General features: G+C 59.6%; 14 protein-coding genes. 10 read left to right on the plus strand and 4 right to left on the minus strand.

Translation table 11 applies throughout. The annotated features are described in order from the left end of the window. Positions 1-245: 245 nt before the first annotated feature. The 10 genes from TMZ1T_RS20350 (at position 246) to TMZ1T_RS00125 (ending at position 10,417) form a co-directional block, all read left to right on the plus strand. A complete protein-coding gene (locus TMZ1T_RS20350; protein WP_012584177.1) occupies positions 246-1,349 on the plus strand; it encodes an AAA family ATPase in 1,104 nt (367 codons plus the stop codon). 142 nt (positions 1,350-1,491) lie between these two features. Continuing rightward, the gene (locus tag TMZ1T_RS00095) at positions 1,492-1,884 is read left to right on the plus strand and encodes a hypothetical protein (RefSeq protein ID WP_012584178.1); all 393 of its coding nucleotides are present in this window, start codon (positions 1,492-1,494) and stop codon (positions 1,882-1,884) included. Between the two features lie 35 nt (positions 1,885-1,919). Then, positions 1,920-2,645 (plus strand): hypothetical protein, encoded by a 726-nt coding sequence (locus TMZ1T_RS20180; protein ID WP_012584179.1) that lies wholly within the window; start codon positions 1,920-1,922, stop codon positions 2,643-2,645. A gap of 895 nt (positions 2,646-3,540) precedes the next feature. Continuing rightward, positions 3,541-3,771 carry a hypothetical protein gene (locus tag TMZ1T_RS00105; RefSeq protein WP_012584181.1) on the plus strand — a complete coding sequence of 77 codons (231 nt, stop codon included), beginning with the start codon at positions 3,541-3,543 and terminating at the stop codon, positions 3,769-3,771. Positions 3,772-4,086: 315 nt separating this feature from the next. Next, on the plus strand, positions 4,087-4,311 hold the full coding sequence (locus tag TMZ1T_RS20355) for a hypothetical protein (protein WP_012584182.1): 225 nt from the start codon (positions 4,087-4,089) through the stop codon (positions 4,309-4,311). A 259-nt stretch (positions 4,312-4,570) separates the two neighbouring features. Continuing rightward, positions 4,571-5,431: a hypothetical protein gene (locus tag TMZ1T_RS00110; protein ID WP_012584183.1), complete on the plus strand. Its 861-nt coding sequence runs from the start codon at positions 4,571-4,573 to the stop codon at positions 5,429-5,431. 14 nt (positions 5,432-5,445) lie between these two features. Continuing rightward, positions 5,446-5,850 carry a hypothetical protein gene (locus TMZ1T_RS20910; protein WP_144312126.1) on the plus strand — a complete coding sequence of 135 codons (405 nt, stop codon included), beginning with the start codon at positions 5,446-5,448 and terminating at the stop codon, positions 5,848-5,850. Between the two features lie 456 nt (positions 5,851-6,306). After that, positions 6,307-7,452, plus strand: a complete 1,146-nt coding sequence (locus TMZ1T_RS00115; protein WP_012584185.1) for an ISAs1 family transposase — start codon at positions 6,307-6,309, stop codon at positions 7,450-7,452. A 533-nt stretch (positions 7,453-7,985) separates the two neighbouring features. Beyond that, the gene (locus TMZ1T_RS00120; RefSeq protein WP_012584186.1) at positions 7,986-9,515 is read left to right on the plus strand and encodes an NYN domain-containing protein; all 1,530 of its coding nucleotides are present in this window, start codon (positions 7,986-7,988) and stop codon (positions 9,513-9,515) included. A gap of 302 nt (positions 9,516-9,817) precedes the next feature. Further along, positions 9,818-10,417 (plus strand): hypothetical protein, encoded by a 600-nt coding sequence (locus TMZ1T_RS00125; RefSeq protein ID WP_012584187.1) that lies wholly within the window; start codon positions 9,818-9,820, stop codon positions 10,415-10,417. A 182-nt stretch (positions 10,418-10,599) separates the two neighbouring features. Here the strand turns inward: TMZ1T_RS00125 and TMZ1T_RS00130 are convergent, their stop codons facing one another. The 4 genes from TMZ1T_RS00130 to TMZ1T_RS20360 form a co-directional block, all read right to left on the minus strand. Next, a complete protein-coding gene (locus tag TMZ1T_RS00130) occupies positions 10,600-10,932 on the minus strand; it encodes an HVO_A0114 family putative DNA-binding protein (RefSeq protein WP_012584188.1) in 333 nt (110 codons plus the stop codon). A gap of 168 nt (positions 10,933-11,100) precedes the next feature. After that, complete coding sequence (locus TMZ1T_RS00135) at positions 11,101-12,735, minus strand: TIR domain-containing protein (RefSeq protein WP_012584189.1); 1,635 nt, start codon at positions 12,733-12,735, stop codon at positions 11,101-11,103. A gap of 388 nt (positions 12,736-13,123) precedes the next feature. Continuing rightward, positions 13,124-13,948 carry a DUF5677 domain-containing protein gene (locus TMZ1T_RS20915; RefSeq protein ID WP_012584190.1) on the minus strand — a complete coding sequence of 275 codons (825 nt, stop codon included), beginning with the start codon at positions 13,946-13,948 and terminating at the stop codon, positions 13,124-13,126. A gap of 139 nt (positions 13,949-14,087) precedes the next feature. Further along, positions 14,088-15,251, minus strand: coding sequence for a hypothetical protein (locus TMZ1T_RS20360; RefSeq protein WP_012584191.1), 1,164 nt, complete (start codon positions 15,249-15,251; stop codon positions 14,088-14,090). Between the last annotated feature and the right edge of the window lie 58 nt (positions 15,252-15,309).

Raw genomic sequence — 15,309 nt, forward strand, 5'->3', positions numbered from 1 at the left:
TACGTTGACTCCAACGACGTATTGGAGGCACATCATGGACAACCGGGAACACCCCCAGCACCCGCCCGCCCGGGACGGCGGAAGAGGGGCCGCCGCGTACCGATCGACCGGAACCTCGCGTTGCCCAGAGCGATGCGAACGAGGGCGCTCAGTGGCTCGGGCCGGTCGCACGGGCGGCGGATGACCAACTGTTCGCAGATTTCGAGCGAAGCCAGATCACGACCAAGGCTCGCCAGCCGCTGCTGTTGCCGCGCACCGTCGTTGACGCACTCGAGCGCGAGCGCGAAGCGCAGCGTGAACGGGCCGATACGGAACAGGACGACCCGCCGGCGCCCGCCTCTGCGGAGGCGCCCCCCGTCGTGCCCTCGCCGACTGCGGATGCGGACCTTGGCCATGACTGGCACCTGGTCTTCGATCCCGAGGCCATCCGGCATGTCGCCGACGAGACGCAGCACGGCGACCGTGAGCGCAGGCCGCAGTTCAAACGCTGGGTCGAGAAGATGGCCCGTAACGGGGGCAAACGTCTCGTTCAAGACCTCCCCGAGCAGCTGGACGAACTGGTCGAGCAGTTTCCGAACTTCAGGGAGACGGTACACGTCATTGAGGCGCTCGCCGCTGTGCATCGACACCTGCCGACTCAACGGCAATCGGAAGCCCTGCTGCTTGCCGGTCCGCCCGGTGTCGGCAAGACGTATTTCATCGAAGCATTCGCAGCCATGGCGCACGTCGACTTCGGTCCGGTGTCACTTGGCAGCGCGCAAGGCGCGTTCGAGCTCACGGGCACTTCGCAGCACTGGTCCAACTTCGCTCCCGGCAAGGTATGGCAACTCCTGGCTGAGGGCGACCACGCAAACGCAGTTCTCCTGCTCGACGAGATCGACAAGGCGGGCGGCGACGACCGGTACCGTACGAGCAGCGCGCTGCTCGACCTGCTGGAGTCGCGTACGGCGAGGCGATTCGTCGACCAAGCGCTAGATATCGAGATAGATGCGTCAATGCTGTGGAAAATCGCCACGGCGAACACAATCGACGCGATCGCGCCGCCGGTGCTCTCGCGTCTGCACGTCATCGCGATCGAGCCACCGAGCGACAACCAATTGCGACTGATCTATCTCGCGCAGTGGCGCGAGTTGGTAGCCGACCTCAGTCGACCGCCCGAGCTCAGTCGCAGCGTGGTTCGCCAGCTCATTGCAAGCCGGGAGCCGCCGCGCGTCACCCAGCGCCTGCTGCGCATCGGACTCGGTCGTGCCCTTCATGACCGGCGACGCCGAGTCAGTGATCTGCCCTCTAACCGACAAGAACCTCGATCGCAGCCCATCGGCTTCGTGCGCCCGATGAGCTCGCCTTGATCGCTCAAGCCCAATCGCACGGGCGGCGGCTGCCTTGTCTATCTCGGTGATCGCTGATGTCCATTGGTATCGCAATGGCGATCGGGGCCCTGCACGCCGCCATGTATTCAACCGCACAGCGCCCTACGCAAGGAGGACCCAAATGGACGAGGACAACCGCAACAACTTCCGTCTCATCGTCGGCGGCGTGTGGCCAATCGAAGCTGTCGAGGATCTACCCGAGGTATGGCTTGCCGATTGGCGCGTGTACGAAATCGTGCAGTCGACCGCCGAGCCGGCGATGCGCCACCTTGTCGGATGGGCGATGCGTGCGGGGCAGGGGCAAGTGTCAAGTGCCATCAGGTACATCGATCCGGTCACGCGGCGCTGTGTCACACGGAGCGGTCGGACGTATCACCTGCACGGCAAGCCCGGTCTGAGTGAGGACGCTCGGTATGTGTGGGGCGTTTGGAAGCGGCTCAATCGCGTCGACGACGCGCGTGATGTCACCGACGAGCTGGCCTCGCTTTTCGAGGCCGCCAGCCGGCAGCGCTGAGGCACGACGTCAATAAGTCGCCACGAGGAGGACACATGAACCGCGAACTGGATGAGCTGCTTTGTCAGCGCTACCCGAGGATCTTCCGCGACCGGCATGCGCCGATGACGGATACCTGCATGTGCTGGGGATTCGCGTGCGGCGATGGCTGGTATGCCCTGATCGACACGCTGTGCGCCGAGATCCAGCGGCATGTCGAAACGACGGGCATCGGGGAAGTCGTCGCAACTCAGGTCAAGGAGAAGTTCGGCTGCCTGCGCTTCTACGTTCGGAGTGGCGACGTCCATATCTCCGCGATGACCTGGTTCGCCGACTACTTGAGCGGGTTCATCTGCGAAGAGTGTGGAGCGCCGGCACTGCGCACAGGCAGCAGTTGGATCCAGACACGGTGCGCAAGGCATGGGGGTGAGAATTTTCCGCTCGATGCGCCGACGCGTGCAGAGTCCGACGAGGAGCTTCTCTGCCCGGAGTGGCTGCCAGCCAACAAGCACGCAGCCTGGGCACGTGCCGCAGCATTCCATCTGCCACCCGTTCGGACCCGGGGCTGGAGGCATATCGCAACGGCACTCGAGCACACGATCCGAAACGACCTTCGGCACAACGAGTTACCAGCAGTCGTGATCACCAACGTCACCGAGTCTGATGCCCTCCGATATAGATGGGCAGGCGGCGACACGCGCGGATGGCTCGCCGCGATGGTTCGACTGGCCGAAGCGTACTCGGCACGATCTGATCGGCAGACGGGAGCCGCCGCCTACTGAAGATCCCGACGGTAGCTAAAGGCATGACCCCTCCCGCACCACCCGCACGTTGCACGCGAGAACGGGCGCCCGGGACCGAAGCGGACTCAAGGTCCGTCCCGCAATGACGAAGGAAAGGTCGCTCATCGGAGTCACCGAGAAACGGATAGCTCGGGTGAGCATCGTCAGAACATCAATTATCAGCGACTCTCTAAAGGAGCAGGTATGAGCGACAGATCCGATAACCCAGACGACTGGGGCAACGATGCATTCTTCTGCGGCGTTTGTGATCGCCCCTTCCGTAAAGAACTCTATGACGTGAGTCGTGAAATCGAGAGGACGATATTCCATGGCCCCGAATGCATGGACGAAGTGGAAGTGGCTGACAGCGACGGAATTGCTGCGTTCTGCTCGGAACGATGCCGGGAGATCGGGATCGGCAAAGTGCTTACTGAGCATTCGATCCGTGCGACGTATCCGGGAATCGGACCTGTAGAAACCTGCTCGCGCTGCTCTGGTCCGGTCGACATGGCGACGTTTCACCTGGCATTTGGAAAATCGATCCTCAGATTTCCTGACTGGGATCGGCTTCCGGCTTTCGTCCTAGAGCACGTAACCCTTGCTGTGGTATGCAATCGCTGCGCTCCACCGCCCGTGCGGCTGATCGAAGATCAAGCTCGTCTGCCTCACGAGTCCGCAAGGGATCCACAAGCATGTGGACACGAGGGGAGCCCTCCGCCCATGCAACAGCCCAGCCATCCAAGCGAAGAGCCGCTCCCATGCGAACCCCGCCCGGCGACGTAGATCTTCGACTCGCACCTGAGCGGCACATCCGGAAGATGAAGCCGCAAGTAGACACGCGGCCCTTCGCCAGCTTCGGCGTGGTGGAGATACCCGAGCCCATCAGGACTGAACCATGAGCACGAAAGTCAGCATTCAATACGCTGTCGATGAGGCGAGCGGCACCACAGCGCATTTATATGACGAGTGCCTCGCGCCAGCAGACTCCGCCGTCTTCCTTGAGCTGACCGGGATCTCGGAAGTGTCGGTCGACGTGACCCCGAACGGCACCACTGTGACGATCGCCATCGCCCGCGAACTAGCGGCGAAGCTTGGGCTCATTCCCCGGATCAAGCAACAGGAATAGGCCGGGCCACGTGCATGTTGTTGCCCCGGGGGACTGCAACTGAGCGAGGAGCGCACCCATCTCGTCTGTTGAAAACGCTCGGCTGGTGCCGCTTCCTCGTCGCTTGACAACCCCCTATCGTCCCGATGCTGTCGGCCTCGACTCCAATGCAGGACCATGCAGCACCCGGTGACGGAAACCCGGACCACCCCCCCGGACACGATGTCAGGATATTCGAGCCCTGAAGCAAGAAAAGTTGGTCGCCAAAATCCCAGGTTACTTGTACCTGGTGCGGCAATAGGCTGTGGGCTCCTTTCACTCACCCAGGAGCAAACCATGTCCAAGACCGCACCGAAGCCGCCGATGACCCAACAGCAGCGTGATCATCGCAGCGATCAGTTCAACCCGAACTACGGGACGAGTGGCACCAACCCTGCGAACGGCAAGGTGAATGGTAATCGAGGCCAGCAACTGAATCCAAACCGACCTGCGATCCTGATGTTTGGCGACAGGGAGTGGATCGATCACCGGCATCGCGCCCAATTCACCCGGCTGCAGTGATGGTGCTACAACTTTGAAGGGCTGCTGGTCGTCGTGCAGGGCTTTCCGGGCAGGTGAGCACGATGGGGCGAGCGATGGGATCGACACCGGCGCTCAGATCCAGTGCAGGGTTTGCACCGTTTCCCTCCTCGGTCGGGGTCCACGCAAATTCCGGCCTCAAAATATGCCTTTACGCTAACTTGTGCACTTCTAAAAGTACATATTTTATCTCGTGTTGAAGCTATGATGCGTTCACTGAGATTTCTTGGGGAACAACATCATGCCGAACTTTCTTCCGCTGAAGCTTCCAGGTAGGACAAGCGCCTATAGGCTTTCCAATGCTGATCTGCTCGACATCGTGGCTGATGCGACACATGGTATGTCCGCAAAGCTCGACCTCTTTGTCGGAACTGGGTTGGGCATTGGCAGTCTCGACTCTCCGGAATATCGCGCCCGGATGGTCGAGACTGCCGAGGCCAGCACAATCTACAGCCAGCTCCAGCAGATGCGCGATTACGCTTACGAGGGGCATTTCCCGGACTTTCTCTTTAACTTCGGCGACACCATACATGACGTAATGGCATTCGCGTATGCTCAGATCCGCCCCTTTGACTACATGAATGAGTTCTACGGCGTTCCAACGGGTGGCGACATCGAGCGTCTAAAGATCCTGCTCACCAAGTTCTACGCGCGGTGGAAACTCGATGTTCCCGCTGAGATAGAGGCGAGTTGGGATTTCGTGCGTGATTTCGCTGAGCAAATGGGCCTGAGTAGCTCGCGGTTCGCATTGGTTGAGATTGCATTGCTTGCGAACATGACCGAGCGAAGCGTCCGAAACTCTGCCCGTTCAAGTGAGCCGCCTAGCCGGCGCTTAATGGTCAAACGCGACGGACACTACTTGTACGTTGAGCGTGAGGAAGCGACTCGCTGGCTCGCTGGTCGTCGTGGATTCATCCCTTCATTGCTTCCTGAGGGATTCCCCGACTCTGTTTTCCGCTCGGCGTTCGAAAAACTCGGAATCGAAATGAATGCTCTCACGGCCGAAGGGGATAAAGACGACCGCCTTCGCTCAGAAGATTCCGCTCGCACCAAGACACCGATAACGCAACACCCTTTCGATACAAAAGGAGATCCCCAATGATTGGCAGAACCGTGATGACCATCGACATCAACCGAGAGGCTCAAATCATTGAGATGCTTCGATCGATAGGCTGCGGATTGAAACCTGCCAGAACTCAATCAAGATCTCGCGTTCGCGCACTCGTCGTCGAGTCAGCAACGCTCTCCCAACCGGTCGTAATTCACAAGGACCGGTTGAACGCGATTCGGGTCGCGGTTGCACCCGCGATGTATCGGACCGAGCTCGAGGACGAACATCACGGAGTTCGTGCGGCTCGGAACATCCGCTCCAGCCTCAATCAGTTCCGACACAGCGCATATTGTGCTTTCGCCAATGCGGATGCGATGGGCGAACCGGTAGCAAAGTGCTATGAAATCGACTGGGACAACGGTGGATGCCTGGAAAAGCTTCGCAAGTTGCTCGTCGGCTTGATGCACTGAGCTCCAGATCGTTCTGGTATCAGCTGGCTCCTGGAGTAGGCTTGGCCCGGGCGCTTTAACCGGGTACTTTTCTATTGTCAGGCATGCCGCCATTCGATATGTTTATTTATATGAACGCTCGAGGCAATCATGAACACAGTGATTTGCAGGATCTGCAAGGATGTGGTGGACGAGGACTTTCTTGGGACACATATGAATTACGTCCACGGATCTACCGGAGGAGAGACATACGGCCATAAAAACCCCCTTTCAAAGGCAACGCCAAAACCTCCTCGCAAGAAAGATAGGCAGGGAATCCTGGCTGTGCGCGCTGACCAGCTCACCCATGCAGGCAGGGCTGCCGCAGCTACCCATTCGTCGTTGACCACCTCAAAAACTCGTTCACGATCAGTCACTTGACATACCCCTGTTCACAATCGGTGTTTTTGTGTAGCTTCCTGTCTTTTTGGGCGACCGATGGACATAGGGAAGCTGGCCGACATGGTGGAGGTTTTCGAGGGCCTCGAGGACTGGCGCAATGCGCAACAGACGCGGCACCGCTTGAGCGAACTGCTCACCGTGGCGGTGTGCGCGGTGCTCAGCGGCGCCGACGACTTCGAGGAGATCTCGCAGTGGGGGCGCGCCAAAGTGCCGTGGCTGAGGGGCTTTCTGCGGCTCGACTACGGCGTGGCCTCGCCCGACACCTTCGAGCGCGTGTTCGCGCTGCTCGATCCGAAACAGTTCGAACAGGCCTTTCGCACCTGGGTCGGCGGCATCATTCCGGCAGTGGGCAAAGACCAGGTCATCGCCATCGATGGCAAGTCGAGCCGACGTACCACGAGCAAGGCGGCCGCTGCGCCGCTGCATCTGGTCAGCGCGTTTGCGGCCAACGTGGGCGTGGTGCTGGGCCAGACGGCGACGGCGGAGAAGTCCAACGAGATCACGGCGATCCCCGAACTGCTCAAGGTGCTCGACATCGAGGGCTGCATCGTCACCATCGATGCGATGGGCACGCAGACCAAGATCGCACGCGCCATCCGTGAGCGAGGTGCCCACTACGTGCTGTGCGTGAAGGACAACCACCCGAAGCTGCTCGACTCGATCATGTTCGCCGACATCGATCCGCGCGGTCCGCTGACACCAAGTTCGACCCATGAAACCACGAGCACCGGCCATGGACGGATCGAGGTGCGACGCTGTACGGCCTTTGATGCGACCGATCGGCTCCACAAGGCCGAGGCCTGGAAGGACGTGGCCAGCTTTGCCGTCGTCGAGCGCGTGCGAACGGTGGGCGAGCGCACCAGCACCGAGCGCGTCTACTACATCAGCAGCCTGCCGGCCGACGCCGAGCGCATTGCGGTGGCGATCAGAAGTCATTGGGAAGTGGAGAATCGGCTGCACTGGTGTCTGGATGTTCAGTTCGGTGACGACTACGCACGCGGACGCATCGGTCACATTGCCCACAACCTGGCGCTGGTGCGCCACATGGCGCTCAATCTCATCCGGCTCGATAAGTCCATCAAGACGAGCATCAAAACCAAGCGACTGCTGGCCGCGACGTCCGATGAGTTTCGGGCTGCGCTGCTGGGCTTTGAGCCACCAGACGAGGATGACGACGATTGATGATGAACGCGTAGCTGCGGGAGCCCTGCCCATGCAGGGTCTTCAGAGCCTCAAACGCGGGGGCAGCTTGTCTCTCGCGCGTCGAAAAGGATCGAGCCTGCAAGGCTGCAGTATGCAGATGAGAACGGGCTGGCGGAGTGCGTCTTGTGTCGACAGAAATTGCCAGCCGAGCAGATGCCCGATCATCTGGCCCATGACCACCAGGTCGACGCCTATAGAAGAGTTAAAACCTACACCGGCTGGATTAAAGTTCTTCAGGGGGGACTACCCGGCCTCGGAAAACGATCCTGATAATCCAAGTGCTTCCGTGCTCAATATGGAGACTTGTTAAAAGATCCTATTGAAACATACGTTTCTCGAGGTCCTTGGGTTCGTCATAATAAGCATTAACTAAACCGCATCCTCACTCAAGCATCACCACGCCTACGATTGCCTGCAAACTCTCGATGCCGCTTGTCGTCGACCCAGACGTTCATCAAGTGGCCCAGTAGAGCCGTCAACAATCCCGCACGTCACTTCAGCGATCAACAATCTTGAAAAGCGCCCTTTTTGTCGATTTCGACAACGTCTACTCCGGTCTCCGCAAACTCGACCAGGCCATCGCTGACCGCTTCGCCCGCCAGCCCCTGGAGTGGATGCACTGGATTATCAGCAAGCTCGAGTTGCCCGATCACTCGCCCGAGGGCGCCCGTCGGCGCGTCCTGGTCAGGCGCTGCTACCTGAACCCTCAGGCTTACCAGCGCTTTCGGCCATCGTTCAACCTCGCCGGGTTCGAGATCATCGACTGTCCGGCGCTGACGAGCGAAGGGAAGACGAGCACCGACATCCACATGGTGCTCGACATCATCGACCTCCTGCAGCACGAGACGCACTACGACGAGTTCATCGTCTTCTCGGCCGACGCGGACTTCACGCCCGTTCTGCGAAAGCTGAGGCGCTGGGACCGGCGCACTACCGTCCTCGCGATCGGTTTTCCCTCGGCGGCATATCGTGCCTCGGCCGATCTGCTGATCGATCAGGACGAATTCGTGCGCAAGGCCCTTGGCTTCAAGGACGAGGATGAGCTCTCAACACCGGAGCCTGTCCCGCCCTCGAATAGTGCGGCGCCAGATGCCAAGGCATTGTCGGCCGCTGCTCGTCTCCTCGTTGAGCAAGCGGTCGAGGAAGCCTCCAGCGCTGTGCCGATGGCAAAGCTGGCCGCGCAGATCCTCGATAAGATCGACGGCATCGACGCTTCCACATGGGCTGGATACGGCAGCTTCCGGGGTCTTGTCGAATCATGGAGCCTCGGACCACTCCGATCTACGACAGCCGCCGGCGGCGTCATCTACGACCCGCGCCGCCACACGCTGCCCACGAGTACGACGTCTGTCACGCCGAAGGTGCTCGACAAGGATGTCGGTGGAGTCGTCGAGCTCATACGACAAGAAGTCACACGGTCGGCGACCCCCGTCCCGTGTAGCCGTCTCGCAAGCCTGATCACGAGTCAATTCGGCGCGATCGCTGCCGACTGGAACGGTAAAGGCACGTTCCGGAAGTTCATCGAAGCCCTCGAACTCGATCCGCTGCAATTCGACTGGAGCATGGCCGGCGGCGTTGTTCAAGATCCAACGCGGACCTCGTCGATGCCCCGAAACGGCAGCGCCTCCTCGGGCTGGATGGAGTACGAAGACATTCTTCCCGTAGCCACACAGATCCACGAGGTCTCGGGCGTGCCATTGCTCCGACCTCAAGATTATCGGGCGCTTTTCTCGATCATCGAGCAGGACGTACGTTCGCACCCCTTCGAGCTTAAGGAGACCGGGAAACGGGTTCGCGACGGTCTTCGCGAAGGTGGCTTCGGCGGTAGCCGGTTGGACGTGAACTGGATCCTGCGCGGGTTGCTGATGCGCGGCCATGTCTTCGGAAACGGGCAGGACGACGCGGCCGCACTTGGAATGAAGACGGCGAACAACGTCCGGTCACTGTGCCTGCGGGAACAGATGATCCTCGACAAGGCCACCGAAACAGCGATTGCCCGTTGGTTCGGGACTGGTCAGGTGGGCGCGCATCTCAGGCAATGAACCTGCCGAACCCATCCGAGGCTGACCTTCTATCGAAGGTGTGAAAGGTGTGTATTGACGGCCAACCGAGGACTTCAAGGAAATACTTTTCCCACCTTCACCTTCCAATATCGGCCATTTACGTCATGCCTACCCACCTTTTGACCAATTATGGTCCGTTTATAGGGATATTTCCCCCACTCAATTGGAATGCGTCCCTATCTTCACACACCATCGGTCTCCATGGGAAACCTCAGGCAAGTTTTCCAGCTTCATTGCCGATTTTGCCTATAATCTGAGCAGGGTGCTGACTCGATACGAACATGATCACCAAGCGCACTGCGATTCCCGGCGTAACCTCCGCCTCCGCTTCGCTCTCGGCCACGGTCAATGAGCTTGTTCGCGAAGGCGGTGGGCGACGGACGATCGTGGTGGACAGCCGCACATTCATTCTGTCGTTGACGCCGGCACCCCCGGGGCAGTCGGCCCCCTCGTCAGACGACACCGATCGGGTCGCGGCACTGGAGGCAGAGCTGTTGTCCGTTGGCGATCAAGACCAGCGCTCCGTCCTGGCGCGCCCGGATATGCTCGATCTGGAAGCGGCGTCTTCGCTCAGCGGCATCCCTGTGCGCACGCTTACCCACATGCGTCGAACGAATCGCATCTTGGCTTTGGCCCGGGCCGGCGCAAAAAAGGGATACCGCTTCCCTGCATTCCAGTTCGAACCGACCGTCCTCGCCGCGATGCCCAGCGTGTTGGCCGCGTTCGGTCCGGCCCGCGCCTGGCAGGCTTTCGATTTTCTGATGCATGCCGAGCCCATGCTCTCGGGCGCCGTGCCAATTGAATTGCTTCGAAGCGGACAGGCCGCCGATGTTGAGCGCGTCGTGCGGGCAGCGGCCACCCTGAACCACGGGGCGTATTGATGTGCCCCTGAATCGACCCTGATTGCCACGCCGGTACCAACCGAAGGCGGCTCACCTGCGGAAGCAATCCGCGCAAAGCTCGAAAGCGCCAGGACCGAAAGGCCCTGCGGACAACGTTTCCGCCACGCGGCAGGAATCCTCGGACTTCAGTCCGGGGGTGGGTCAAGCGTCGAGCGACACGATCACCTGCACACTGTCGAAAGGCGCGCTAAGCCGTTCTTGTCGCGCGCGATCAAGCCCGCCTGAGCGAGAGCCACGACATCGTCGCGTACGCACTTGTAGTCGCGTTTGATGGCTCGTGCCAGAGCGGCCACCGTGGCGGCCGGTTGTCGATGGACGTGGCGAAGCAGATCAAGCCGCCTCGGGGTCAGCACCGACAGCATCGCGTCGAGGTCAGGAAGCGTCAGGTGCGCTTCCTCGACCTTTTCGCCCCGCTCCACGCGATGCCAGGCGTCGACGAAACGCTTGCCCATGGCATCGACGGAGCCTGCGTGCAGTTTCACCGTTTCGCGCATACCGCACCTCTCGCGTTCCGAACGCCCAATAAAGAATCAGCAACCAAGGCTTCGACGTCTGCAAAGCACAGCGTGTTCATGGGGCGCAGCGAATTGATGCAAGGGCGTACCGACACGACCAGGATCCGGAGGTCGTGGCAACACAGGTGAAGGAAAACGTGGTTGGGACTAGATAAAGTTCGTGTCCAGGATCACCACCGAAGCGGCGGCCGCTTCGCGCAGCACTTTTTCGAGATCGTCCACCGACACCGCCGTCGCACCGGGCTCCGTCACCAGCCCGGTTTTCGCGGTGTCGAATGCCGTGTCCGACACGGCGAGAAAACGCTCGGCGCCCGCGCGGAAGCCGTAGCCGGCGTAAAAGAAGACGATCAGAGCATCGTGCGCCGGCTCGGCGTCGGGCCGTGTTCGACGAGGCACGGGGAGTGACGGCTGGGCCTGCGTGCCATCCGGCTGCAGAGCAATGCCCACGCGTCGAATCGACGCGTCCGCCTCGTCTAGAGCGGAAACGCGAAGTGCCTCGATCGACGCCAGCACGGACGCCCGCGTCGGATCGCGCAGCGTTTGCACGCTGAATCCGCGCCCGGCCAGAAACGCGCCCCAGGCATCGGCATCCTTGTACGCCCCCTCAAAGGATAGGTCGGTCGCCATTTGGAACCGTCCTGCGCCAATGACGAGCGCGCGCAGACGACGCGTGGGTGAGGGGTGGCCGAGGAACACGTCACCGTTCATGTCGGACGAAATGAACGGCCGCTGACTGCCGTTGGTGGCTTTCGCGACCTGGGTCGTCGTCCTGGATAGCGCCACCCACAACGAGATGTCGGGCGACTGCAGTTCCCGCAGCAAGGTGCCGGTGTAGGGCGAGTGGCCATCCACGCCACTGTCCATCGCCCACTGGCCGGGCGATGTGGCGTAGGCCACGATCTGTCCGCTGATGTCCGTGCGCATGGCCTCGCGGCGAACAAGCTCGTCGATGGCTGTCCGTTCGGCCTCCTCGGCGCGGCGGCGAAGCTGCAGCGACCACCAGGCCATGCCGCCGAGCCCGAGAGAGAGCGCCACCGCGAGCACGCCGCCCAGCAAGGTGCGGCGCTTCAACGAGAACAACGCCTCCTCGCGGCGGGTCAGGGCCTCGGCGCGTTCGGCGTTGGCTTTGGCGATCGCCTCGTTCTGCTGCCGTTCCAGACTCTCACGCCGGGTCTGCGCGTCCGCGCTCGCGGCGATGAAGCTGCGCTGCAACTCGGTGACGGGCGGAAACTCCGGCGCCCAGTTCGCCATCCACGCCTGCCCGGCAGACAACTCGTCGCCGCGCAGCAGCAAGGCATCAGGCTGCTGCCGTTCATTCCATCGAAGAGCGAGCTCACCCAATCGCGTGTGTTCACGTATCCAGCCGATGTCCAGCCGCAGCGCGTCGGCCAGTTGACCGAGGGAGCGCGCGAATGAGTGGCCAGCAGTGAAATGGATGTAGTTGAGCCGTTGCAGCGGCGCCGGGACCGAGGCGTCATCGACCGCCATGCCCACCACCGGGATGATGCGCTTGGACAGTGCCAACGCGCGCTGCACCTCCCATGCACAACGCTCGGACTGCACCGACCGTGGCGAGAGGACAAAGACCACCGTATCCGCCTGGCGGATCAGGGCATCCAGCCGATGCTCCCAGTCCTCCCCCGCCGCGATGTCGCTGCGGTCCAGGTAGCCCTCGAACTGAAGCAACTCAAGCGCCGTGACCAGTTCCTCGGCCAGCGTGCTGCAGTCCTGCCGGGCATAGGACACGAACACCTTCGGGGCGATCTTCGCTGCGATGTCCATGGTCCGCCCTCCTGCCCGCTGGCGCCGCCCCCTCTGTAAGAGCACGGTCCACTTTGGTCCACGTCTAGGCGCGGGTCCAGCCCGTCGAAACCTGCCTCGGCCGGCCAGGGGCGTTCGATTAACCGATTTCAGCCGGCCGAAAACAGCGCGCTCGCCGAAGGGCGAACTTCAGTCCGTCGACAGCATCTCGGGCTATGAAGGGACGCCAGATCGCCGGCTTGGTCATCGGTTTCACGAAGTCACGCAGTCGGCCATGAGCCGCCGCTGGTGGGATAGAGAAGCAGACATTCAACGCTCGCGTTAACAGGTGGCAAGCCGCGGAGCGGTTTGACGTCCTGTTGAACAACCAGTTAGGCCAACTTCACAGGTGATCAATAGTGGCCACACGTTATTTGTCCTTTGATGCGGCAAGACCTGTTGCAATCGCTGCTTCTTTGAAGGCGTTCTTGGATGCTAGCGCCACATTTTTGAAGTCGCTGTCGCCAAGTGATGCCAGAAGGGAGAACAGCGTGTCTATGCCGCCCCCAGCCATCAAGTACAAGGCGGAGAGCGTTTGATGACGATGTTGATCTAGGCTTGCTTGATCATGTGGCGGTGACGCCTGATAAGCACCTAGGTGAAACGCCGCACCATAAAGTGTTCCATGCAATGCTTCGGATGCGTCGGCGTATATGGTGAGCAGACTCATGAACAGCCCTGTGTTACCTAACTTGGCTTCGATAACCGCCGCTCTGTCTGGTAAGGAGACATTCGTCCAGCGCGTCTTCTCTCTTCCTCGCTCGCTTGTGAATTTCGCGATGGCTGCACTAATCTCTGGAGGGAGTTCGAAATCTCCCCCATTGAGTGCAATGCGTGCCTTCACTTTGCCATTGGCTTCAATGGACCGATCTAGGCTACGCCCAGCCTTGTTGAGAGAGTAATCAACGTAGTCTGAGAACTCTGGAGCGGTGCAAAGTTGAAGGAAACAGAAATTTGTTAGCCGCTCCAACAAGGCCCTGGAAACGATGTAGGCCTGATTAATTCGAGCGTTTTCGCAAAGAATTCTTATTGAAATAGCGTCCTCGATGACTGCCGAGTAGAGCGAAAAAAGGCGTGCAACGCGGGGTATATGGCTCCCATTGATGGCGTTTACGCTCTCCACAAGGCGCTTAATTTGACCATCTAGGAATTTAGCCAAGAGTTGCGAGCCGGCGTCGGTGCTTACGATTGTCATGCTTTTCGCTTAAAGCCTAACGCCCTAGTTAACCGGCGCCGGAGCGCGAAGCGCGGAGGGTACCGCTACAGGCCATGAAAATGCCAAAGGCATGGCCTGTAGTGACATCCGCGTTGAACGACTAGTTAGGCGGCAACCGTCAGCGAGCCAAGGCTGCGCGTATTTTGGCAATACCATTCTTAAGCTCGGAGCAGAGGTTTGCGAAGTCACTAGAGTACGAGCGATTCGATGCTTGTGGTTCTAGGATTTTGTGGTCAGCTTCGATACGAAGCTTTGCGACCTTTTTCAACGGGCCGTTAAAAGCATCAGGAACCCCAAGATTGGACTCAAGCAAGCCAAGAAGCTGCAAGCTGCTTAGCGGTCGCTTCGACTCGGGATGGATGAAGTCTGCTTGCGTTTGCCCAAACCGATCTTGTAGCAAGGCCTTTAACGCTGGCTGTGACAGCGCATCAGGCCCTACAACTTTGTACAGTTCGCTCGCACAGTCGCAGTACGACTTATATGTTTGTTCCACAGGCATTCGAAGATGGACGTTCTCTGTTCGAGTGAAAAGCGACAAAGGATTTAGGTCGGAGTTTGCGCCAACTACCTCAGTTAAAAGATTGCGAATTGGATCAGGATACTCAACCCATGCACCCTCATATGTGCGACCAAGAAACCGTTGGAAGTTGTCATCCGTGGTATCTATCGATGGGGCGCTGATTTCATGAGCATGCCAGTAGCGCTGCTCTGAAGCTCCCATGTTCGCAAGATCTTTGTGAACTGCGCTTACGGCAATGCGTCCTGTTTTGAGCCGGCACTTGCCGTACCTAACGTACAGATGTCGATCCTCACCTGCTTCGGAAGTTGTCGCGATGGACCCACCTGCGAGAGAGTCTTCAATTTCGTAAAACTCTGGGTGTTCAAAATATCTGGAAAGCACTTCTTCGTCGAAGAAGACCAAGCCGTACTGATGCGCACCAAGGTGAAGCCTGACGACGTACTCGGGTAAATTCTGTCTCGGGAGTTTCGATCCATAAAAGGCATCGGCTAGGACTTGCTCGGAAGGGAAGAAGACGTGGGTCCTAAGTGGGTTGGAAGTAAAGCCCGCTTGAGGATTTTCTAAGTCGAAAGATAGTTCAGTGAAATCGGCGTCACGATTCATCTTTCCGTAACCCGCTTCGCACAAAAGCTCAACTTCTTTGCAGGCCTCTTCATTGGAAATGCCAAATTTCCTACCCAAATCGGAGGCAGTTATTCCAGCAGGATTCTTAAACCACCTGTCGGCACACTCCGATAGGATCGCTTTTTGAATTTCATTCATGCTGTCGATCGTCGTGGTTGGTTGTTGCCTACCGTTGGAATTCAGCGGCCACCGAAGG

It is taken from the genome of Thauera aminoaromatica, from assembly GCF_000021765.1.
Classification (GTDB): Bacteria; Pseudomonadota; Gammaproteobacteria; order Burkholderiales; family Rhodocyclaceae; genus Thauera; species Thauera aminoaromatica.